Source organism: Planctomycetota bacterium, assembly GCA_016872555.1.
In the GTDB taxonomy this organism is placed as follows: Bacteria; Planctomycetota; Planctomycetia; order Pirellulales; family UBA1268; genus F1-20-MAGs016.
Map to the genome: position 1 here is coordinate 31370 of VGZO01000031.1, position 19977 is coordinate 51346.

17 protein-coding genes are annotated in these 19977 nt (G+C 72.3%); 3 read left to right on the top strand and 14 right to left on the bottom strand.

Translation table 11 applies throughout. The annotated features are described in order from the left end of the window. Positions 1 to 63 precede the first annotated feature (63 nt). The 10 genes from FJ309_11335 to FJ309_11380 all read right to left on the bottom strand — a co-directional run bounded on the left by FJ309_11335 (position 64) and on the right by FJ309_11380 (position 10451). A complete protein-coding gene (locus FJ309_11335) occupies positions 64 to 1557 on the bottom strand; it encodes a Gfo/Idh/MocA family oxidoreductase (protein MBM3955189.1) in 1494 nt (497 codons plus the stop codon). A gap of 125 nt (positions 1558 to 1682) precedes the next feature. Continuing rightward, entirely contained in the window at positions 1683 to 1925 is a 243-nt protein-coding gene (locus tag FJ309_11340; protein ID MBM3955190.1) for a hypothetical protein, read from the bottom strand. Positions 1926 to 2128: 203 nt separating this feature from the next. Beyond that, entirely contained in the window at positions 2129 to 3094 is a 966-nt protein-coding gene (locus FJ309_11345) for a UPF0365 family protein (protein MBM3955191.1), read from the bottom strand. Positions 3095 to 3295: 201 nt separating this feature from the next. Beyond that, complete coding sequence (locus FJ309_11350; protein ID MBM3955192.1) at positions 3296 to 3817, bottom strand: adenine phosphoribosyltransferase; 522 nt, start codon at positions 3815 to 3817, stop codon at positions 3296 to 3298. Positions 3818 to 3864: 47 nt separating this feature from the next. Then, complete coding sequence (locus FJ309_11355) at positions 3865 to 4863, bottom strand: sigma-70 family RNA polymerase sigma factor (GenBank protein MBM3955193.1); 999 nt, start codon at positions 4861 to 4863, stop codon at positions 3865 to 3867. Positions 4864 to 5053: 190 nt separating this feature from the next. Continuing rightward, complete coding sequence (locus FJ309_11360; GenBank protein ID MBM3955194.1) at positions 5054 to 5587, bottom strand: DUF937 domain-containing protein; 534 nt, start codon at positions 5585 to 5587, stop codon at positions 5054 to 5056. A 31-nt stretch (positions 5588 to 5618) separates the two neighbouring features. Next, positions 5619 to 6302 carry an intradiol ring-cleavage dioxygenase gene (locus FJ309_11365; GenBank protein MBM3955195.1) on the bottom strand — a complete coding sequence of 228 codons (684 nt, stop codon included), beginning with the start codon at positions 6300 to 6302 and terminating at the stop codon, positions 5619 to 5621. 74 nt (positions 6303 to 6376) lie between these two features. Then, positions 6377 to 7453, bottom strand: coding sequence for a DUF1559 domain-containing protein (locus FJ309_11370; protein ID MBM3955196.1), 1077 nt, complete (start codon positions 7451 to 7453; stop codon positions 6377 to 6379). 197 nt (positions 7454 to 7650) lie between these two features. After that, positions 7651 to 9012 carry a sigma-54-dependent Fis family transcriptional regulator gene (locus FJ309_11375; protein MBM3955197.1) on the bottom strand — a complete coding sequence of 454 codons (1362 nt, stop codon included), beginning with the start codon at positions 9010 to 9012 and terminating at the stop codon, positions 7651 to 7653. Next, on the bottom strand, positions 9009 to 10451 hold the full coding sequence (locus tag FJ309_11380; GenBank protein MBM3955198.1) for a HAMP domain-containing histidine kinase: 1443 nt from the start codon (positions 10449 to 10451) through the stop codon (positions 9009 to 9011). Before FJ309_11380 ends, FJ309_11375 begins: the two co-directional genes overlap by 4 nt. A gap of 82 nt (positions 10452 to 10533) precedes the next feature. Between FJ309_11380 and FJ309_11385 the strand changes: the two genes are divergently transcribed. Beyond that, positions 10534 to 11571, top strand: coding sequence for a glycosylase (locus FJ309_11385; protein MBM3955199.1), 1038 nt, complete (start codon positions 10534 to 10536; stop codon positions 11569 to 11571). Positions 11572 to 11631: 60 nt separating this feature from the next. Here FJ309_11385 and FJ309_11390 read toward each other — a convergent pair whose 3' ends face one another. Further along, positions 11632 to 11955 carry a hypothetical protein gene (locus FJ309_11390; GenBank protein MBM3955200.1) on the bottom strand — a complete coding sequence of 108 codons (324 nt, stop codon included), beginning with the start codon at positions 11953 to 11955 and terminating at the stop codon, positions 11632 to 11634. 150 nt (positions 11956 to 12105) lie between these two features. Further along, positions 12106 to 13023 carry an alpha/beta hydrolase gene (locus FJ309_11395; protein MBM3955201.1) on the bottom strand — a complete coding sequence of 306 codons (918 nt, stop codon included), beginning with the start codon at positions 13021 to 13023 and terminating at the stop codon, positions 12106 to 12108. Between the two features lie 114 nt (positions 13024 to 13137). Here FJ309_11395 and FJ309_11400 point away from each other — a divergent pair, with 114 nt between their 5' ends. Next, entirely contained in the window at positions 13138 to 14427 is a 1290-nt protein-coding gene (locus FJ309_11400) for a glycosyltransferase family 1 protein (GenBank protein ID MBM3955202.1), read from the top strand. Here the strand turns inward: FJ309_11400 and FJ309_11405 are convergent. Beyond that, positions 14424 to 16625: a trypsin-like serine protease gene (locus FJ309_11405; protein MBM3955203.1), complete on the bottom strand. Its 2202-nt coding sequence runs from the start codon at positions 16623 to 16625 to the stop codon at positions 14424 to 14426. The two genes, FJ309_11400 and FJ309_11405, sit on opposite strands and share 4 nt — an antisense overlap. On the opposite strand from FJ309_11405, the gene FJ309_11410 reads away from it, so the two are divergent. Further along, positions 16624 to 18252 carry a YdiU family protein gene (locus tag FJ309_11410; GenBank protein ID MBM3955204.1) on the top strand — a complete coding sequence of 543 codons (1629 nt, stop codon included), beginning with the start codon at positions 16624 to 16626 and terminating at the stop codon, positions 18250 to 18252. The two genes, FJ309_11405 and FJ309_11410, sit on opposite strands and share 2 nt — an antisense overlap. A gap of 70 nt (positions 18253 to 18322) precedes the next feature. Here FJ309_11410 and FJ309_11415 read toward each other — a convergent pair whose 3' ends face one another. Further along, positions 18323 to 19102 carry a hypothetical protein gene (locus FJ309_11415; protein ID MBM3955205.1) on the bottom strand — a complete coding sequence of 260 codons (780 nt, stop codon included), beginning with the start codon at positions 19100 to 19102 and terminating at the stop codon, positions 18323 to 18325. Positions 19103 to 19977: the final 875 nt, after the last annotated feature.

Below are 19977 nucleotides of genomic sequence, written 5' to 3' on the forward strand. Positions count from 1 at the left end.
AGAGTTTACCACTGGGCTGATGCCCTCGCGCCGGGGCCATGGATGGCCCCGCGGGCGCGAAAGTCAGCCCACCCTGGGCAGCTCGTAGCCGCGGCGGTATTCGCGGCTGAACAGGGCGTTGGCGTCGGCGTCGGTCGACCGCTCTGTAATCGGATCGAGGACCAGTTCGCGGCCGCGGGAGAGACGCGTCGTCGCCAGATCGACACGGTTGTCGTCGAGGTAGCGCTGGAAGCTCGCCAGCGTGTCGCTGACGTGACCACCGAAGGGGAAGTCGAGGTGACCGAGCGACAGCGGCGTCCGTGGCTCGAGCGGCTCGCCGAGTGCCCACGAGACGTTGCCAAGGTGCGCCAGGGCACTGGAGAGGTGGCCGTCCTCGATGTCGAGGTGGAGGTCGGCGGGGTCGCGGCTCTTGATCGCCGTGACGAAGTTGGCGAAATGCGCCTGGTAGGTGCCGCCGCTCCACCGCCCCAGCTCGTGGCCGTCGTAGTCGAAGGCGATCCCCGACGAGTAATTCGGGCCGACGGCATAGCCGCTGGTGCCATACCAGATGTTGCAGGCGCCGTTGAACGGCCCGCCGGCGAGTCCGAACGTGACCGGCGTCTTGATCTCGAGCCCGCGGACATCGGAGATGAGCAGGGCGTCGTCCCACTGGTAGAGGGTGACTTGGCTATTGGCGACGTCGCCGTTGTCGCGGTAGCCGAGCCGGCCGCCGAGGCTGACGACGCGGCGCGGGAGCTCGTGCTTGCCGAGGGCCCAGCGTGCCTTGTCGAGCTCGTGGGGGTTTTGGTTGCCGATGTCGCCGTTGCCGGTGCGCTTGTCCCAGTGCCAGTCATAGTGCAGGCGCTGGCGGATCGGGACCTCGGCCGGGGCCGGGCCGGCCCAGAGGTCGAAGTCGAGCCCCGGCGGCAGCGGCGCCGGCGTGTCGACCAGACCGATCGAGTCGCGGCGGCGGTAACAGATCGCCCGGGCGACCGTGACCGGTCCGATCGCCCCGCTGGCGAGGAACTCGAGGGTCTGCCGCATCCCGGTCATGCTCCGGCTCTGCACCCCCATCTGGCACATCTTCCCGAGGTTCCGCGCCCACTGCGTGATCACCCGTCCCTCCTCGACGGTGTGGCTGCAGGGCTTCTCGACATACACGTCCTTGCCGGCCTGCATCGCCCACACCGCCATCAGCGCGTGCCAGTGGTTGGGGGTGGCGATCGAGACGGCGTCGATGTCCTTCCGCTCGAGGAGGCGGCGGACGTCGGCGACCGCCTCGGGCAGCCGGCGCGGCGGCTGCTTGCGTTTCTCCACCTGTGCCAGGCAGCGCGCCGATGCGGCTGGATCACAGTCGCAGATCGCCACCAGTTCGACGCCGGGCGTGTCGAGCCAGTTGTCGACGTGGGCCCGGCCCTGGCCGTTGACGCCGATGACGGCGACCCGCAGCGTGTCGCCGGTCGCGATGGCCGCAGCCGTGGCGGCAGGCTCGGCGGCCACCGGCGGCCGACCGTCGGCCAGCGCCGCGGTGGCCAGGGCGAGTGCCTGCGAGACGAAGTCACGGCGGCTGGTGGCCATGCGAACGCTCCCCCGGGTTGGCCGAGCAGACCGTGGAAAAACTGATCGGCCGCCGGATGCAGCCGATGGCGTTGTCCACGGACAGCAAGCCCCGGGGAGTCTACCGCGGCGCGCCGCCGCGCCGGTCAGGCGCCGGGGCGACGGAAATGCCGGTAGGCCTGGAGGACGTCGTAGAGGTCACTCGAGACGGTCACTTCGTCCGACTCGAAGTCGGTCAGCCAGGTGCGGTTGCTGGCGACGGCATCGGCGAGGATCGGCAGGATTTCGCCGAGCGTGACCTGCACGCCCCGTTCCTGGGCCGCCACCTGCAGGGTGCCGACCGACTCGGTCTCCGGACCGGTGTAGACCCGAAACTTGCGCAGCGCCATTGGTGCACACTCCCTTGCCTGGGCTTTTCCGGGCCTGAGGGTCGGCCGGGAACGAGCGGTCGCGACGGCGGGACGCGTGCCATCCGGGCACCGGACCCGTCCGAAAGCCACTTCATCGGCGCGCGGGACCGGGCGACTTTGAAAAAAAGCCCCCGGCGGGTAGGAAACCCCCAGGTTTCCCGTGGGTCCCGGGAAGGGGGGCGTCAGGCCCCCACCGGGTCCGTCCCTTCCTGCAGCCCTCGGCCGAGCCGCCCGGCACGGAACGCGGCCCCCATCGACGTCGGCACCAGTGCCTCGGCCTGCAGGAGACGGGCCTTGTTCTCCGCCGTCGCGGCCTTCATCTCCTGCTCACGGGCGATCGCCACGCTGCGCCGCTCCTCGGCCTTCGCCCGGGCGACGCGCGTGTCGGCCTCGGCCTGGTCGGCCTGGAGGCGGGCGCCGATGTTCTCGCCGACCTCGATGTCGGCGATGTCGATCGACACGATCTGAAACGCCGTCTGCGCGTCGAGGCCGCGCTGGAGCACCGCCTTGGAAATCGTGTCGGGGTGCTCCATGACGTCGAAATGGCTTTCCGCCGAGCCGATCGACGTGATGATCCCCTCACCGACGCGGGCGATGATCGTCTCCTCGGTGGCGCCGCCGATGAGCTGCTGGATGTTGGTCCGCACGGTGACCCGCGCGGCGATCTTCAGTTCGACGCCGTTCTTGGCGACGGCCGACAGGGTCGACTTGCCGCTGGCATTGTCGGGGCAGTCGATGACCTTGGGGTTGACGCTGGTCTGGACGGCGTCGAGGACGTCGCGGCCGGCGAGGTCGATGGCGCAGGCCTTGTCGAAGTCGAGGTCGATGTCGGCGCGGTGGGCGGCGATCAGGGCGCGGATCACCCGCGGCACGTCACCGCCGGCGAGGTAGTGGGCCTCGAGCTTGCGCGACGAGATCTCGCGCCCCAGTCCGGCCTGCACGGCCATGATCCGCGCCTGGACGATCGTCCGCGCGTTGACCTTCCGCAGGCTCATGCCGAGCAGCTCGAGGAACGAGATCGGCGCCTTCGACCAGTAGGCCTGGAACCACAGCTGGCCGTAGTTGAACACCAGCGTGAGCATCACCAGGGCCACGAGGCCGAGGATGACGAGCAAACCCACGAACACCGGCTGCGGGATCGGCGGCATCGGCATCTCTTCCAGGGAGGAGCGGGGTACGCGAACCCGCCCGACAGAGCGTAGTTCCGGGATTCGGGCAGGGGAAAAACCACCGCCGGACCCCGCGAATCGGGCCTTCTTTCGCCCTCCCGAGGCCGCCGGTGGCCGCACCCCCCGCCGTTCGGTGGACCGTCGCTGCGGACGAACGGGTCGGAACGGGCCGTCCGCCGGTCAGTACACCAGCACGCTCTCGACCCGGGCCGGTGCGAGGCGCTCCCGCCCGCCGAGCGCCGCCAGTTCCACCAGGAACGCCGCCCCCACCACTGACGCGCCGCCCGCCTCGGCCAGCCGCATGCAGGCCGCCGCCGTGCCCCCCGTCGCGAGGACGTCGTCGACCACCAGGACCCTGGCCCCGGCGGCGAGGATCCCGCGGTGCATCTCCAATCGGTCGCGGCCGTATTCGAGGTCGTAGTCGTGGCCGATCGTGTCGGCCGGCAGCTTGCCCGGCTTGCGCACCGGCACGACGCCGATCCCCAGCCGCAGCGCCACCGGCACCGCGAACAGGAACCCGCGCGCCTCGACGGCGACGACGGCGTCGAGGCCTGCCCCCAGCCATGGAGCCGCGAGGCGCTCGACGGCCGTCGCCAGGGCCGGACCGTCGGCCAGCAGCGGCGTGATGTCGCGGAACAGGATCCCCGGCTTGGGGAAGTCGGGGATGTCGCGGATGTGGCGTGTCAGATCGACGGGGGCCATCGAGGTCTCCGGTTGGGGGGCAGGGACGGCCTGGCGGCCGCAGACACTCAGGCCCCTTGCCTGAGGCGGATCCGGACTCGGGGCGCGGCGTCGATCTCGGCGGCCAGCGCCGCCAGGGTCTCCGACTCGATCTGGCGCACGCGCTCCCGCGTCAGCCCGAGCACGGCGCCGATCTGCTTGAGGGTCATCGGCTCCCCGCCACCGAGGCCGAAGCGGAGGCGGAGGATCGTCGCCGCCCGCTCGTCGAGCCGCTCGATCCGGGCGAGCACGTAACGCAGCGTGTCGGCGTCGAGGAGCACCTCGGCGGGACAGCGCGTGTTCTCGTCGCGGATCAGGTCGCCGAGCGACCAGCCGCCGTCGGCCTGGTCGGTCTGCGGCGCGGCCTGATGGACGTGGATCGCCTTCTTGATGATCGGCAGTTTCTTGCGGGCCAGGCCGAGGGACCGTGCCACCTCCTCGGGGGTCGGCGTGCGCCCGAGGGCGTCGAACAGGCGGGCCGAGGCGCGCCGCCATTTCGACAGCAGCTCGACCATGTAGGCGGGGATCCGGATCGTCTTTCCGGAGTTGATCAACGCCCGCTTGATCGACTGCTTGATCCAGTAGCTGGCGTAGGTGCTGAAGCGCGTGCCGACCTTGGGGTCGAATCCCTCGACGGCGCGCAGCAGCCCGAGGTTGCCCTCCTCGATGAGGTCGGGGAGCGGAAGGCCGCGGTTGGCGTAGCCGCGGGCGATGTTGACCACCAGGCGCAGGTTCGCCCGCACCATGTGGTCGCGGGCGGCGGCGTCGCCGGCGGCGATCGCGGTCGCCAGCCGCTTCTCGTCGTCAGCGGTGAGCAGCGCCGTGTCGTTGATGTCGCGGAGATAGGTCTCCAGCGGGTTTTGCACTCCGTGGGACGACGGCCGGCGGCGGGGGGTTGGCATGGTCGGCGGCGATTCCGGATGAGGGATGATGGATGGATGAGGAGAAAGCCGGTCGCGGCGGTGACGAGTCCCCCGTGGGCGACCCGCACCGGCATCGCGTCCCGACGAAGAGGATATCGGCGGCATCGCCGACGCTCTGCACAAGCGGGGCAAGCGCGGCCGGGTGTGCGGCCTGTAGCGACGGTTGCGCGGCGCTCGGGCAAGAGCCTTCGAGCGTGTCCGGCGACGACCGGGGAAACACCGGGCGTTTTCCCGGTCGCCCGAGTGGACTGCATGAGCCGGCCGTCCCGCGACCGGCGGCTTTGTCCACGGACAATCAGCGCCGCCGCGGGTCGATCTGACCGGTCGGGGTCAGCTCGTCGATGATCTTGGGGATGTAGCGGCTGAGGACCTCGGCGAGGTGCTCACGATCGATGTTGCGCTTCCGCGCCAACTCGTCGATCTCGCGGCTGCCGAACACGTCGTCGATCTGCCGACGATCGACCGGCTTGTTGGGACCGGTCCGGACCCACGAATCGACCTGCTCACGCAGCCCCTTCTCCTCGAACTGGCGGACGACGTCGGGGAGCTTCTCGGCCTGGCCACCGCCGAAGATCTGCTTGAAGATCTCGGAGAGATCGTCGGGAGACGGCATCCCCTGCGGCGGGCCGCCCTGCGGGCCGCGCCCCTGGGGCGGCTGCGGGGCGCGCTGCGGTTGCTGCGGTTGCTGTTGCTGCTGCTGGGCGCCGGCCAGCACCTGCTTGAGGATCTCACCGAGAATGTCCATGCGTCGCTCCTGGGAATCGTCAGTGACAAGAAAAGAACCGGGAAGCCCGCGATTGTAGAGGGGCGTCACCGGCGGAGAAAGCATCGGGACCGGACGGCGCCGGCCGGTCGGGGCGTCAGGAATCGGCGGGCGTGACCCCGAGGACGACGTCGAACGCGGCGGTGAGCTCGCCGATCCGCGATCCTTCCAGCGGGCGGAAGTCGGCCAGCACGCTGTCGCGCACCGGACCGGCCGGAAGCGCGCGGAGGATCCCGTCACGCTCATTGCCGGCATCGCCGCGCACGTAGCACTGCGTGGTGAGCAGGCGGGTGTCACCGCGGCTGATGCGGACGTGGATGTGGGGCGCGCGCCCCGGGTAGGCCACCGGCTTGATCGTGCGGAAGCCGTAGCGGCCGTCGGTGCCGGTGACGAACCGGCCGTACCCCTGGAAATGTCCGTCGCGGCGCGAGCCATTGACGCTGCCCGAGTGGAGGTAGGCCCCATGGGCGTCGCACTGCCAGATCTCGACCACGGCGCCGCGCAGCGGCGTGCCGGTGGCGGAGAGGATCCGGCCCGACAGCCAGGTGACGACGCCGTCGGCCGGCGACGACGAGTCGTTGATGATCAGCAGGTCGTTGTCGGTGTCGAGCGGCAGCCGGTCGGGAAAGAACGGGCCCTCGGTCTGGGCGGCAGTGCGGACCAGTTCGTCGGCGTAGGCACCGCGACGGGTGGCGAACACCGTTCCGAGCGCCGCCATCCCGAGAAGGCGACGGCGGCTCGCGGCGGGCAACGGCCGGGGAAGGAAACCGGGCTGCAGCATGATGACCTCGCGCGGGGGCTGGGACGCGGCGGAGGGGCAGTATATCGGTCGCCGTCGGTCGGGGCGGGATCGGTTCACTCCGGCGACGTGGTTTCCCCGCCCGAGCGCGTCCCGAGCGCGCGCCACACCGCCAGCGCGACATCGTCGCCGAGCGCACGGACCGAGCCGTCCATCATCGCGACGGCGACCGTCCCGGCGTGATGGCTCCGCGCGGTGATCGCCGCGAACGTGCGAATCGTGGCGCTGTTGCCCTCCTGGCGCGAGTTGTAGTCGATGTCGTGCGTGATCCCGCCGACGGTGAGGGGGACTCGCGTGTTCGGCGTGAACACGGTCGTGAACCCGGCGTGGTGGACGCGGCCGTCGGGCCATTCGGTGTGGCCGGTGCAGTCGTTGGTCGTGGGACCGAGCTTGGGATCCGACGGGCTACCGCCGGCCAGCGCGACCACCTCGGCCGGGAGCGTCGGCGGCAGGGGGGCGGGGAAAGTCGCTCCGGGGTCGGCCGTGTTGCGGACGTAGGGCGTGAACGCCTTCACCTCTGCCAGGCACAGCGTCTTGGCCAGCCCGTCGGTGAACATCCCGGTCTTGAAGCGGGAGTTGGGATGGAAGGCACCGTCGCCGCCGTTTCCCGTCGCCGGGTCGTAGACGAACCACGTGCCGAAGTTGAAGCCGTAGGTGTGCGGATAGACGAACGGGGCGTTGTTCTTGAGCCGGACCGTGTCGTTCTTCTCGCTCGGGCAGAGGAAGATACCGACCCGCGTCGTGGGCACACCGGTGGTGCTGTTGGGCGGTTGGTCCCAGGCCCTCTCGAGATCGAGCTTCACCGCGGCATTCCCCTCCTCGACGAACGGGAGGATCCGGCCGAGGATGCCCCACGAGCCGTTGTTGCTGACGAACGACGTCCCCGGTGCATGGATCATGCTCGGCGGAAAGTGCCGCCGGGCGCCTTCGTAGTTGTGGACCGCCAACGCGAGTTGCCGGACGTTGTTGTGGCACCCCGTTCGCCGCGCCGCCTCGCGCGCCGCCTGGACCGCCGGGAGCAGCAGCCCCATCAGCGTGCCGATGATCGCGATCACCACCAGCAGTTCGACGAGCGTGAAACCACGGCGCGGCGCAGGGCGGCGACGACCGCTGGTGATCGGGGAGGAGGCCATGAGCACGCGCTCCTGGTCGGGGGCTGGTATCGGTCGGGGGCCGGGACCATGTCCCTTCTATGGATAGCACGGCATAGCACGTCGCGTGCCGGACGCCACGGTGCCATCCGCCGCTCGGGTCGGCCGGGAACGCGGCGGCGCTTCTCCCGCCCGGTCAACGCAGCGCGGTGAATCCGTCGCCGCGCGCGGCGAATGCTTCACCGGCCGAGCCGGTTCCGAAGCGTCGCCCGGTCGAGGCCGAGCCGCCGGGCGGCGGCGGTGAGGTTGCCCTGTTCCTGGGCGAGGATCTCCTCCGCCAGCGTTGGCTCCACCAGCGCCAGCAGGCGTGCGTGGAGGTCGGAGGGGGAGTCGGAGGTGGCGCCCTCAGCCGCCGCCCAGCGCCGCACTGCCGCCACCACCTCGGAGGCGGTGTGGCCGGGGGGCGCGGCGGTGCCGATTGGCGCCGGTAGGTGCTCCGGCAGGAGCGGGCCGCCGCGGGCGACGATGGCGGCGTGCTCGACGGCATGGCGCAGTTCGCGGACGTTGCCCGGCCAGGGGCGGATGGCGAGCGCCGCCAGGAACGCCGCGCTGACCTGCGGAGGGGGGCGGCGCCCGGCGAGGAAATGACCCACCAGCAGCGGCAGGTCGTCGAGCCGGTCGGCCAGCGGTGGCATCGCGATCGCGAACGCGGCGAGCCGGTGGTAGAGGTCGGCCCGGAACCGCCCCACCTCCCGGTCTCCGCGGAGATCGCGATTGGTGGCGGCGATGATCCGCACGTCGACGCGCTGCACCGCCGCGGCACCGACCGGCTGGATCTCGCCGCTCTCGATGACGCGCAGCAGCCGCGCCTGGACCTCGGGGGGAGCGTCGCCGATCTCGTCGAGGAACACCGTCCCGCCGTGGCCGCGGGCGAACAGCCCGGCGTGATCGGCATGGGCCCCGGTGAACGCGCCGCGGACGTGGCCGAACAGCTCGCTCTCGACCAGACCGGGCGCGAGCGCCGCGAGGTTGGCGGTGACCAGCGCCCCATGGCGCCGGGGGCCGTGGGCGTGGATCGCCCGCGCGGCCAGCTCCTTGCCGGTGCCGGTCGGGCCACTGAGGAGCACGGGCAGGTCTGCCGCCGCCGCGAGGGCAATCCGCTTGAAGACCGTCTGCATCGCCGCCGAGCGCCCCACCAGCCCGGGCGTGGTCGCTTCGGCGGGCGCCGCGTCGGCCAGCCGGTCCACCGCGAGGAGTCGGGCGACGACCGCCGTGACGTTCTCGAGATCGAACGGCTTGACGAGGTACTCTCGCGCTCCGGCCTGGACGGCGCGGACTGCGGTCTCGAGATCGCCGAACGCCGTCATCACGACGACCGCCGCGCGCGGCGCCAGCGCCAGGAAGTCGGGGATCGCGTCGATCCCGTCGCGCTCGCGGAGCCGAACGTCGAGGAGCACCAGGTCGGGCGCGGCGGACCCGCAGGCGTCGAGCGCGGCGGGGAGGTTGGCGGCGACGGCGACGTCGTGGCCGGCGTCGCGGAGCACCTCGCGAAGGCTCCAGCCGATCGCCGGCTCGTCATCGACCACGAGGATCCGGCTCATGGCACGCAGCCCAGCGCGGCGGCGACCGGCACGATCCGCTCGGCCGGTAATTCCAGTGCGAACCGCGTCCGCCCCTGGGCCCGGTCCCAGGCGAGACGGCCTCCGTGGGCCTCGGCCACGGCACCGGCGACGGCCAGCCCGAGGCCGATCCCCTCGGCCTTGCCGGTGACGAACGGCTCGTGGAGCGTGGCGGCAAGCTCGGCCGGCGGTCCGGGGCCGTCGTCCTCGACGGCGAGGCTGACGCCGGTCCCGTCGGCCGTGGCCACGAGCCGGACGCTGCCTCCCGGGCCGGCCGCGTCGATCGCGTTGAGGGCGAGATTGACAAGTGCCGCCCGCAACGGCTCGCGCCGGCCGCGGATCGCCAGGCCGGTGGCGGGCGCGCGGGCCAGGCCGACCCCGGCATGGGTGCAGCGCGCGGCGACGAGGTCGTGGACTTCGTCGACAAGCGCGCTGACGGTCACGGTGACCTCGGCGGCATCGGCGGGGCGCCCCAGCGCCAGCAGGCCACGGACCTCCTCCTCGACGATGTCGAGTTGGCGGACGGCGACGGCGAGGCTCTCGTCGCCGGCGGGGCAGCGCCGGCGGTGGAGATCGATCGCCAGCCGGCAGCCGGTGAGGCAGTTGCGCAATTCGTGGGCGAATCCGGCGGCCAGCTGGCCGAGGAGCCGCTGCCGTTCGCCGGCGACGAGCCGCTGGCGCAGCCCGGCAAGCGCGCCGGCGAGCCGGTCGACGCCGGCCGTGAGCCGGTCGATCTCGTCCCCCGCCGCGGTCGGCGGTGGCGCGTCGGGCGGCGGTGCGGCGCCGTCGTCGAACCGCCCGGCGGCGATCAATTCGACGTGCTCCTCGATCCCGGTCAGCCGCCGCGCCAGGCCGCGCGTCGCCGCCAAGCCGAGGGGCACGAGCACCGCCAGCGTGCCGGCGGCGACGGCCAGCGCCGGTGCCACCGCCTCGAGCGTCGCCGCAGCCAACGGCGGGATCGGCGCGAGCACGGCGACCGCCTCGGGTCTGCCGTCGGCGGGAATCAACGCGATCCGGTGGGGACCGGACGGCAGGTCGACCCGGCCGCGCGACTGCGCGGCGACGGGAAATGCCTCGGCGTCGGAGCGGGGGAGCGTGCCGCCGCTGACCCGCCCCGCGATCGGATCGAGCGACACGAATCGGCAGCCGGTGAGCCGGTCGAGCGCGTCGAGGACGACCGGCGACAGCGGCACCCGCGAAGCGGCCAGTGCCGACGCCACCTGGGTCGCCTGCCGCTCGGCGACCGCCGCCGAGCGCCGGGCCGCGAGCCACGCCGCGCAGACGACGTTGATGAGCACGGCGGCGAGGATCAACCCCACGACCGGCAGCACCAATTGCCGCGACAGCGAACGGCGGTGGCTGACCGGATCGGTCATCGGCGGGCACGCGGGGTGAACGGGGTGGGGCGACGAACCATCCATGATACGTGCGGTCACACCGCGGTCGGCCGAAGGGGTCGCCGGGCGAAACCTCCGCCCGCGGGCGGAGCGGTATCATCGGGCCATGACGCCTCGCGCTTCCGTCCGGGTTCGGGTCCTCACCCTGTGGGCCGCCGCCGTCGTCGTCGTCCTGACGGCGCCCTCGGGCCACGCCCAGCGCGCCGCGCCGGCACCGCCGGAGGCGCGCTTCCCCCTCGAGCTGCTCGAGTTCGGCCCGCCGTCGCGGACGCCGCTGTTCGCCGGCCGTGGCGACGGCGGCTGGGACCACGAGATCCGCGAACGCGGCTGGATCGTGCGCGAAGGGGGGCGGTGGCGGATGTGGTACACCGGCGTCGCGCCCAAGAGTGATCCAGCCGGCCCGCGCGGCCGCTGCCGGCTCGGCCATGCCACCAGCCCCGACGGTCTCAACTGGACGCGCACCCCGGGCCGGCCGCTGGTGGCCGACACCTGGATCGAGGACGTGTGCCTGATGCGCCCGGCGGGGGGCGCCTACCAGGCGTTCGTCGAGGGGGAGGGAGACATCGCGGCGCACTGGACGTCGGCCGACGGGCTCGACTGGCACTCGCAAGGCGCACTCGACATCCGCCTCGTCGATGGGCGGCCGATTCCCGACGGGCCGCGTGGCACTCCCGCCGTCTGGCTCGAAGGGGGCGTGTGGCACCTGTTCTACGAACGGCAGGATCTCGGCATCTGGCTGGCGACGTCGCGCGACCTGCTCGTCTGGACCAACGTCGCTGACGAGCCGGTGATCGCCTGCGGGCCGGAGCCCTACGACGCCCGCGCCGTGGCACTCGACCAGATCGTCCGCTACCAGGGGCGCTACTTCGCGCTGTACCACGCCAGCGCGCTCGGCGGCCAGGGGCGCTGGTGCACCTGCATCGCCACCAGCGACGACCTGCGGCACTGGACGAAGTGGCGCGGCAATCCCCTCCTCCCGGTCGATGACGAGGTGCCCGGCGAATCGAGCGCGATGCTCGTCTTCGACGGCACTCGCCACCGCCTCTACACCACCCACCCCGCGGTCCGTGTGCGGTTCGCCGTCCATCCGACGCGCGTCGGCGTGGAAACCGGCGGCCGGGGCGAACTGGCGCCGGTGCGCTGATCGCGGATCGCGCTGTCGGCCAGTGGTGGTCGGCCGCGCGGCTGCGTCACCGGCGGGCTTTCACCAGCCCCACAGCACGCTCCGCCGGTAGACGCGGTTGGCGTAGCGCACAGCAGGGCGCGTGACGATCACCGGTGCCGGCGAGTAATAGGACACCGTCGTCACCACCGGGGTCATGACGGGGACCACCGGCCGGGCGACGACGATGGGCATCACCGGCGCCACGGGCACGAAGCCACCGACGAACGTCGGCCCCGCCAGCCCGAACGGCACCGGCGCCACGACCGGCGGGCCGAACGACCCGACCCAGAATCCTCCCGCCTTGGCCGGCCGCGTTGCCGCCAGCGCCGCGACCAGACCGAGCATCATCACGACCCGCTTCATCGTCATCCTCCCTGCCGAAGAAAACCGGCGCCGCGGTGACCGATCCGTTCCGGTCCTCGCGCTGGCATCGATCATACGCGCGCGGTGCAAAAAACGCTCGCTGCGCACGGCCAGCGGACGGAATCGGTGCGCCGCCGCCGGTGCGGCCCGTCAGGGGACCATGCCGCGCTGCCGCAGCCACGCCAGCGACCCAGCTTGCCAGGCATCCCAGGAGGGGCCCTTGTAGCCGTCGAGCCCGTGGCCTCCCGAGGGGAGCCGGAGGAGCCGCACCGGGACCCCCTTGGCGACGAGGGCGTCGTGGAACAGGACGCTGTTGGCGATCGGCACCGGCGCGTCGTCCTCGGCATGGGCGAGGAACGTCGGCGTGGTGTCGGCGGTCACCTGCTGCTCCGCCGAGAACCGGCGGACGAGGTCGGCCGACGGCGCGGGGCCGAGGAGATTGCTCCGTGATCCGCCGTGCGCGGCGTTTCCGGACATGAGCGTGATCACCGGATAGACGAGGATCGCGAAGTCGGGGCGGCTGCCGACGCGCTCGACCGGGTCGGCCGCACCGGGGGCGCCCGCCTCGAAGAGCGTCGCCGCGGTGGCCGCCAGGTGGCCCCCCGCCGAGAACCCGATGATCCCGATCCGCCGCGCGTCGAGGTTCCACTCCGCGGCGCGGTGGCGGACCGTGCGGATCGCGCGCGCCGCATCGAGCCGTGGCACTTCCGGCCGACCGGCGGGAAGGCGGTATTCGAGGACGACGCCGGCGATCCCGTGGCGGCACAGCCAGGCGGCGATGCCGTGCCCCTCCGGGCCGGTCACCAGCCCGCCGTAGCCGCCGCCGGGGCAGATCACCGCCGCGGCCCCGGTCGGCTTCTCGGGAAGGTGGACGGTGATCCGCGGCTTCCCCTCACCATCGACAGAGCCATCCCCGACCGGCGCCGGTCCCGGCCACAGCGGCACTTCGATCGGCTCGGCAGCGGCGACGCGCGCCCCGCAGGCCAGCAGCAGGGGCACCAGGGCAAGGCCGGGGCTGCGCGCACGCTGCGGGAAACGCGAACGAAAGCTCGCGGAGACGGTCGGCATGGCTCGGGCCCTCGAGGGAGGCAGTGCGGCGGGGAGCGGGATTGGACCGTGGTGCCCCGCATTGTGGCACACTTTCCCCGCGGTCCGCGCCGCCCCTCCCGCCTCCGAGCGACGATGACCCGCCCCGCCGCCCCACTGGTGATCCTCTGCGCCGTCGGCAGTTCCGGCGACGTCCATCCGTTCGTCGGTCTCGGCCGGGAGCTCGTCGCGCGCGGCTGCCGGGTGACGCTCCTGGCCGCGGGCTACTTCCGTGGCCTCGCCGAGCGGGCGGGGCTCCGCTTCGTCGACCCGCTCCCCGACCTCGACTTCGCCACGGCGATCGCCGATCCGGTGATCTGGGATCGCTACCGGGGCACGAAGGTGATCCTCGAGAAGATGGGGCGACCGCTCCTCGAAGGGCTGCACGCGACCCTCGTCGGCCTCGACGAACCGGGGCGGACGCTCGTCGTCGCGTCGAGCCTCGCGTTCGGGGCGCGCGTCGCCGCCGAGACGCACGCGATCCCGCTGGTCAGCGTCCATCTTTCGCCGGCACTGTTCCGCAGCGTCTACGACTCACCGCGTCTCCCGGCCGGCTGGACGCACGTCGGCCCGCGTTGGTGGCGGCGGCTGCAGTGGGCCGGGATCGACCGGTTCCTCGCCGACCCGGCGATCGCGCCGTGGCTCGAGCCGTTCCGGGCCCGCCACGGCCTCGCGCCGGTCCGCGGCATCCTCCGCGACTGGTGGCACTCGCCGACCCGCGTGCTGGGGATGTTTCCCGAGTGGTTCGCCCCACCGCAGCCCGACTGGCCGCCGCAGACGCGCCTCGGCGGCTTCCCGCTCTACAGCGAGGAAGGGGTGAGCGCACCGGAGCGGGCAACCGCCGCCTGGATCGAGTCGGGCCCTCCGCCGATCGTCTTCACGCCCGGCTCGGCCAACGTCTTCGGCCACGCCTTCTTCGCCGCCGCCGTCGAGGCCTGCGGGATCCTCGGCCGCCGCGGGCTGTTGCTCTCGCGCTTTCCCGGGCAGGTGCCCGCGGCGTTGCCGGACCACGTGTGCCACGTCGACTTTCTCCCCTTCCGCTGGCTCCTGCCCCGGGCGGCGGCGCTGGTCCACCACGGCGGCATCGGCTCGGCGTCGCAGGCCCTCGCCGCCGGGATCCCGCAGGTGATCATGCCGCTGGGGTTCGACCAGTTCGACAACCTCGCGCGCGTCGAGCGGCTCGGCGTCGGCACGGGCCTCGTGCCCCGGAGGTTCCGCGGGCCGGCTCTGGCTGCCCGTCTCGGGAATCTGCTCGGCGACAGCGCCGTCGCCGCGGCCTGTGCCGCGCTCGCCGCGAAGATCGCGGCCGAGGACGGCATCGGCCGCGCCGCCGACGAGGTCTGCCGGCTGCTGCCGCACACGACGATCGTCGCCCGCCCGCATTAGCGCGCGGCGCGCCGCTCCTCGAGCGCCGTCACCAGCTCGCGGACCTTGTCGAGGTCCACCCCCTCGGGGGCGTTGTCGAGGAGCCAGCGGGCGTCGGCCAGCGCCGTCTCGAGCCGCTCGAGCCGCGTCGCCACGATCATCCGCCGGACGCGCGACGAGACCGTCTCCGGCTCGAGCGCCAAGGTCGCGTCGAGGTAGCGGAGCAGTGCCTCGGGGCGGTCCTCGCGCTCGGCGATCCCGATCAGGTTGCCGAGGATCCGCACGAGGATCGCCCGCGGGCCGACGACGGCCAGGTGGTCGTCGACAAGCTCGATCCCCTGCACGTCGCGGAGCAGTGCCGCCACGCCGGCCCGGTCGAGCTGCTTTCCACCGTCGAAGACGTCGATCCACACCGGCTCCCCGCCGGCGGGGTCGTGGCGGACGATGAAGTGGCCGGGAAGGCCGACCCCCTCGATGACCAGGCCGAGGCGCCGGGCGAGCTCCATGTAGACGACCGCCAGCGTGATCGGGATCCCCTCGCGGTCGTCGAGCACCTCGCTGACGTAGCTGTTGGCGCGGTTGTAGTAGTCGCCGCGGCTGCCGTGGAACCCGAGCTCGGAAAACAGGACGCGGTCGAGGGCGGCGCGCCGCGCCGCTTCGTCGGCGTCGGCGGGGAGCCCCGCGGCGACGTCGCGCGCGAGGCGCTCGAGCTGGCGCACAGACGCCTCGACGTCGAGCGCCGGGTCGTCGAGCTTGGCGACCAGCAGCGCCCCGCGGAGCAGGTCGATCGACTCGTCCTCGCGGACCGCCGTGGCGACCAGCGCCCCGATCGTCTTCCGTGCCTCGACGCCGCCGGCCAGCTCCTCGAGCCACGCCGCCTCGCGGCGCAGGTCTTCGCTGCGCGCGCGGAGCGCGGCGGCGCGGTCGTCGCCTTCGAGGAGGCGCGCGATCGAGTCGGGGGCGGGGCGGCCGTCGGCGGGGGGCGGGCCGGCGAGCCGGCCGGCGGCGTCGCGCGCGGCGGCGTCGGGGCGTGCCGGCGGCAGCGAGCGGCCCACGGCAAATCCGCGGAACGCCGCCTCGGTGCCGCGGAAGGCGGCCAGGCCGACGCGGCCGCCGGCGGGGCCGTCCAGCGCGACGGCGAACGCTTCGACGTCGTTGACGAAGCCGACGATCCGGCCCGCCTCGCGGCGGACGCGGAGGTGGTTCCATTCCCCGGGGCGGTAGGCGTCGCTTTGCAGTTCGCGGAGGATGTTCCACGACGTCACGTCGGGCCCGTCGAAGCGCGTCAGCCGGAGCTTCCCCGCCGAGGGATAGAAGCCGTGGTGACGGTCGCCGCCGTCGGCGGTGAACACGAGCCCCGCGGCCCCCGATTCGTCGTCGAGTTTCACCCACGTCGCCACCTCGTAGGGCACGGCAGGCGGCGGCTCGACGGCCAGGCAGAGCGAACGCCCGCCGAAGCCGGTCCCCACGCCGGCGACGGTGATCCGCCCGGCGCGCTGCCGCCAGCGGGCGCCGCCGAGCGCCGTCCATTCCGACGGATCGAGGGCGCCGATCGTCAGCCAGCGCTCCATCGACACTGGATTGGGATCGGCCAGGAGGGGAGTGAGGCGGTCGGCGGCGACGGCGAACCCGAGCGACGGCGTGACCAGCGATTTCATCGTCAGCACGCCATGGACGCGCCCCTGGCGGTCGAGGAGCGGGCCGCCGCTGTTCCCCGGCTCGATCGGGATCGCCAGTTGGATCATGCTCCGGCCGTCGATCTCGCGCTTCCCTGAGACACGCCCGGCGACGACGCTCCGCTCGAGGCCGTGCGGATTGCCGACGGCGACCACCTCCTGCCCGTCGGCGAGTGACTTCGGGTCGCCGAGCGCCAGCGGCGCGAGCCCCTGCCGGGCGATCCGCACGATCGCCAGGTCGGCCGCCCGGTCGACGGCGTGGACGGCGATCACATCGTGCCGCGACCCGTCGGCCAGTTCGACGCTCACCGGCCGGGCTTCGCCGATGACGTGGAGATTGGTGGCGACGAGGCCGTCGGCGGCGACGACGAATCCGGTGCCGAGGCCCTGGTCGCGCTCACCACGACCGATGTGGCGGATCGTGACCACGCTGCCGCGCACGCGCCGCGCCACCTCCTCGACCGATAGCTCATCGGCGGCCCCCGCGCGGCGGACTGCCGCGAGCGCGACGACGAGCAGCGTGCAGACGACCAGGCCACGCATGGCGACGGTTCCCGGGGGAGAGAGCCGCGGCAGGCGCGCGGCCAGGCGGACGATCCGATTGTCGTGCCGCGGGGGCGATCGGTCGAGCCGCGATCCTTCGGGCCACGGCGTCCTATACTTCGCAGGTCGGCTGCTCCCGCACCGGCTTCCCCGCGGCGACGAGGACGAGGGCGTGGCAAGCGCGAGTGCCGGCTGGCGGTTCGACAATTCCTACGCCCGGCTCCCGGCCCCGCTCTTCTCCCGGCTTGCCCCCGCGCCGGTGCGCCAGCCGCGCCTCGTCGTCCTCAACGACGACCTCGCCGCCGCGCTCGGCCTCGATCCGGCGGCGCTCGGGAAGACGCCCGAGGTGTTGGCCGGCAATGCCCTGCCGCCGGGGGCCGAGCCGCTCGCCCAGGCCTACGCCGGTCACCAATACGGCCACTTCGTCAACCTCGGCGACGGCCGGGCGATCCTCCTCGGCGAGCAGATCGCTCCCGACGGCCGGCGCCACGACATCCAGCTCAAGGGCTCGGGCCGGACCCCCTATTCGCGCCAGGGGGACGGCCGGGCGGCGCTGGGGCCGATGCTCCGCGAGTACGTGATCGGCGAGGCCATGCACGCGCTGGGGATCCCCACCACGCGGGCGCTGGCCGTGGTGGCCACCGGTGAGCCGGTGTACCGCGAGGCAGTGCTGCCCGGCGCCGTGCTCACGCGGGTCGCCGCCAGCCACGTCCGCGTCGGCACGTTCCAATTCGCCGCCGCCCTCGGCGACGAGGCGCTCGTCGGCGCCCTCCTCGACCACTGCATCGCGCGCCACGACCCCGAGCTCGCCGCCGCCCCCGAGCGGGCGCTTGTATTCCTCGACGCGGTCGTCGGCCGGCAGGCGGACCTCGTCGCGCGCTGGCTTGCCGTCGGCTTCGTCCACGGCGTGATGAACACCGACAACTGCGCCGTCTCCGGCGAGACGATCGACTACGGCCCCTGCGCGTTCCTCGACGTCTACGACCCGGCGACGGTCTTCAGCTCGATCGACCACCACGGCCGCTACGCGTTCGGCAACCAGCCGGCGATCACGCAGTGGAACCTCGCCCGGCTCGCCGAGAGCCTCCTCGGGTTGATCGGCGACGGCGGCGCGGGGGCGGTCGACGCGGCCCGCGGCGTGCTGGCGACGTTTCCCGATCGGTTTCGCCAGCGCTGGCTGGCCGCGATGCGCGTTAAGCTCGGTCTGTTCACGGCCGAGGAGGGGGATGGGCAGCTTGCCGACGGATTGCTCGCGGCACTCGCCGAAGCCCGCGCCGATTACACGCAGTCATGGGCCGCGCTCGCCGACCGGCTCGCGGCCGGATCGCCACCTGCCGCGACCGAGGCGCTTCATGTGTGGGAGGAAGCGTGGCGCGCCAGGCTCGCCCGGCAACCGCAGTCGCTTGCCGAAGCGGCCGGACTGTTGCGGCGGAGCAATCCGCAGGTGATCCCGCGCAATCACCTCGTCGAAGAGGCACTCGCCGCGGCGGTGGCCGGCGACCTCGCGCCGCTCGAGCGGCTCGTGGCAGCTATCCGCCAGCCATTCGTGGCGACGCCGGAGAACGACCGCTATCGCCAGCCGCCGCCCGCCGGCGGAGCCTGCTACCGGACATTCTGCGGCACGTGAGGCCAGCGGCGCCGAATCAAGGGGATGGCGAGAGTAGAGGGCTGCGGAGCATGTCCCCGGTGTGACGCCGTCAGGGGATCATCACGCCGCGGGTAAAGACCATCGCGGCGCCGGCGGCGGTGATCGCCTTGCGCGCCTGGCTGTCGGCCCGGTAGCCGAAGAACATAACGCGGATATCGGCTCCGGGAATCGCCTCGCGCGCCGCCTCGACGACCTTGAGAAACTTGCGCACTTCGCTGGCGCTCACGGCTGCCTTGACTTCGCACAGCACGATCACCGGCCGGCCGGCCAGCGTGCCGCGGATCACGACGTCGAACTCTTTCGCTTCGCCTGCGACGACGATCTCTTCGGGTCCCGCCGAGGTGATCACCATGCCGCGGTGATGTTCGAGCAACTCGGGAATCAACTCGCAGGCGAAATCCTCGAGGCTGCCGCCAAACGCTCCGGCAAGGCCCCCGACCTGCTTGGCGAGGTCCTTGACGGCCCAGGTGGTCTGCTTTTGGGCCTCGGCCAGATCTCGTTGCGCTTCGGCCAGCTCCTCGACGCGGGCTTCGGTGCACTTTTGGGCTACGGCTAATTCCTCGACCCTGGCTTCGGTGCGCTGCTGTGCCTCGGCGAGATCCTTCTGTGCCTCTGCCAATTCCTCGACTCGGGTTTCTGTGCGCTGCTGCGCCTCGGCCAGCTCGTGCTGCGCCGTGGCAAGCTCCTTGACGACGGCGGTGAGCTCGTTGAATTCGGCGCGGTGGATCAGCTCGTCGTGCGACTCGACGAACACCGTGGCCATGAGCGTGGCCTGCGGTTCGGGAAACTGCTCGAGGAGTTTGGTGCGGATCGACGAGATCGTGGCCATGGGTCGCGCCGTCGGAGAAGCCCCGAAAGAGTGTACAGGCGTTCCCTCATGGGTCCAAGGCCCGCCGCGGGGTCCGCGCCGAACACAGCGGCCAAGTGACAGAAGAACAGGGAACAAGGAGACGGACAAGGACGGGACAGCCAACCTCGCCCCGCCAAGGGACATAAGGACGGATAAGGGGACATAAGGACGGACTAAGGACGGGACAGGCACCTTGTCCCTCGCCGAACAACGGCGCCAGTCCCCTCTCCTTGCCCGGTCCTCTCCCTTCTTTCTCGGATCGACGAGTCGCGAGCCAACGGCGCCATCCCCCTCTCGAAGAGGGCATGGACGTGGCGACTGCCTGGCCGGGCCACCCTTGATTCCCAAAAACCCGCAGTTTTCCTGGGAAAATTTGGTCCATCCGGCATTTCCGTGGGTCATCGCGGCGGGCGCAGCCTCCGCTCGGTCTCTGCAGAGGGGGATGCCCCCCGCGCCTTTGCCCTCGCATCGACCCGCCGCCAGGGGGTGACGGGCCGATGCGAGGGCGACGGCGGAGGGGGCTTGGCTGGCCCTGTCATGGGAATGCCGGCATGTCGTCTCCTGTCGTCCACCCACAAAGATCCCGGATGGACCGTTTTTTCACCGACTGTTGACAGGCCAGGAGGGAGGGGTTAAACTGCGGTCTCCTTCAATCGTAGCCCCTCAGGATCCGCTCCTGCAAGCACCGTCCCCGTCGCGACCGCAAGGCCGCCGACGGCAATCAAACCGGCCCTATGGCGCGGAGCGGTTCGCTCTGCGGCTTCTGCCGGTGGTGCATGCGCGGGATCGAGGGGGCGACGCGCCCTCTTCATCGCGCCTGGCGGATTGCGCGTGGCGTGTCTGACGTCGTCTCG

Excerpts from the sequence above, each read along its gene's own strand:
- FJ309_11360 (MBM3955194.1), bottom strand. The coding sequence starts at position 5,587 with ATGCTTTCTCCGCCGGTGACGCCCCTCTACAATCGCGGGCTTCCCGGT.
- FJ309_11390 (MBM3955200.1), bottom strand. The coding sequence starts at position 11,955 with ATGAAGCGGGTCGTGATGATGCTCGGTCTGGTCGCGGCGCTGGCGGCA.
- FJ309_11340 (MBM3955190.1), bottom strand. The coding sequence starts at position 1,925 with ATGGCGCTGCGCAAGTTTCGGGTCTACACCGGTCCGGAGACCGAGTCG.
- FJ309_11395 (MBM3955201.1), bottom strand. The coding sequence starts at position 13,023 with ATGCCGACCGTCTCCGCGAGCTTTCGTTCGCGTTTCCCGCAGCGTGCG.
- FJ309_11335 (MBM3955189.1), bottom strand. The coding sequence starts at position 1,557 with ATGGCCACCAGCCGCCGTGACTTCGTCTCGCAGGCACTCGCCCTGGCC.
- FJ309_11350 (MBM3955192.1), bottom strand. The coding sequence starts at position 3,817 with ATGGCCCCCGTCGATCTGACACGCCACATCCGCGACATCCCCGACTTC.
- FJ309_11370 (MBM3955196.1), bottom strand. The coding sequence starts at position 7,453 with ATGGCCTCCTCCCCGATCACCAGCGGTCGTCGCCGCCCTGCGCCGCGC.
- FJ309_11385 (MBM3955199.1), top strand. The coding sequence starts at position 10,534 with ATGACGCCTCGCGCTTCCGTCCGGGTTCGGGTCCTCACCCTGTGGGCC.
- FJ309_11375 (MBM3955197.1), bottom strand. The coding sequence starts at position 9,012 with ATGAGCCGGATCCTCGTGGTCGATGACGAGCCGGCGATCGGCTGGAGC.
- FJ309_11345 (MBM3955191.1), bottom strand. The coding sequence starts at position 3,094 with ATGCCGCCGATCCCGCAGCCGGTGTTCGTGGGTTTGCTCGTCATCCTC.
- FJ309_11410 (MBM3955204.1), top strand. The coding sequence starts at position 16,624 with ATGGCGACGGTTCCCGGGGGAGAGAGCCGCGGCAGGCGCGCGGCCAGG.
- FJ309_11380 (MBM3955198.1), bottom strand. The coding sequence starts at position 10,451 with ATGGATGGTTCGTCGCCCCACCCCGTTCACCCCGCGTGCCCGCCGATG.
- FJ309_11355 (MBM3955193.1), bottom strand. The coding sequence starts at position 4,863 with ATGCCGCCGATATCCTCTTCGTCGGGACGCGATGCCGGTGCGGGTCGC.
- FJ309_11405 (MBM3955203.1), bottom strand. The coding sequence starts at position 16,625 with ATGCGTGGCCTGGTCGTCTGCACGCTGCTCGTCGTCGCGCTCGCGGCA.
- FJ309_11400 (MBM3955202.1), top strand. The coding sequence starts at position 13,138 with ATGACCCGCCCCGCCGCCCCACTGGTGATCCTCTGCGCCGTCGGCAGT.
- FJ309_11365 (MBM3955195.1), bottom strand. The coding sequence starts at position 6,302 with ATGCTGCAGCCCGGTTTCCTTCCCCGGCCGTTGCCCGCCGCGAGCCGC.
- FJ309_11415 (MBM3955205.1), bottom strand. The coding sequence starts at position 19,102 with ATGGCCACGATCTCGTCGATCCGCACCAAACTCCTCGAGCAGTTTCCC.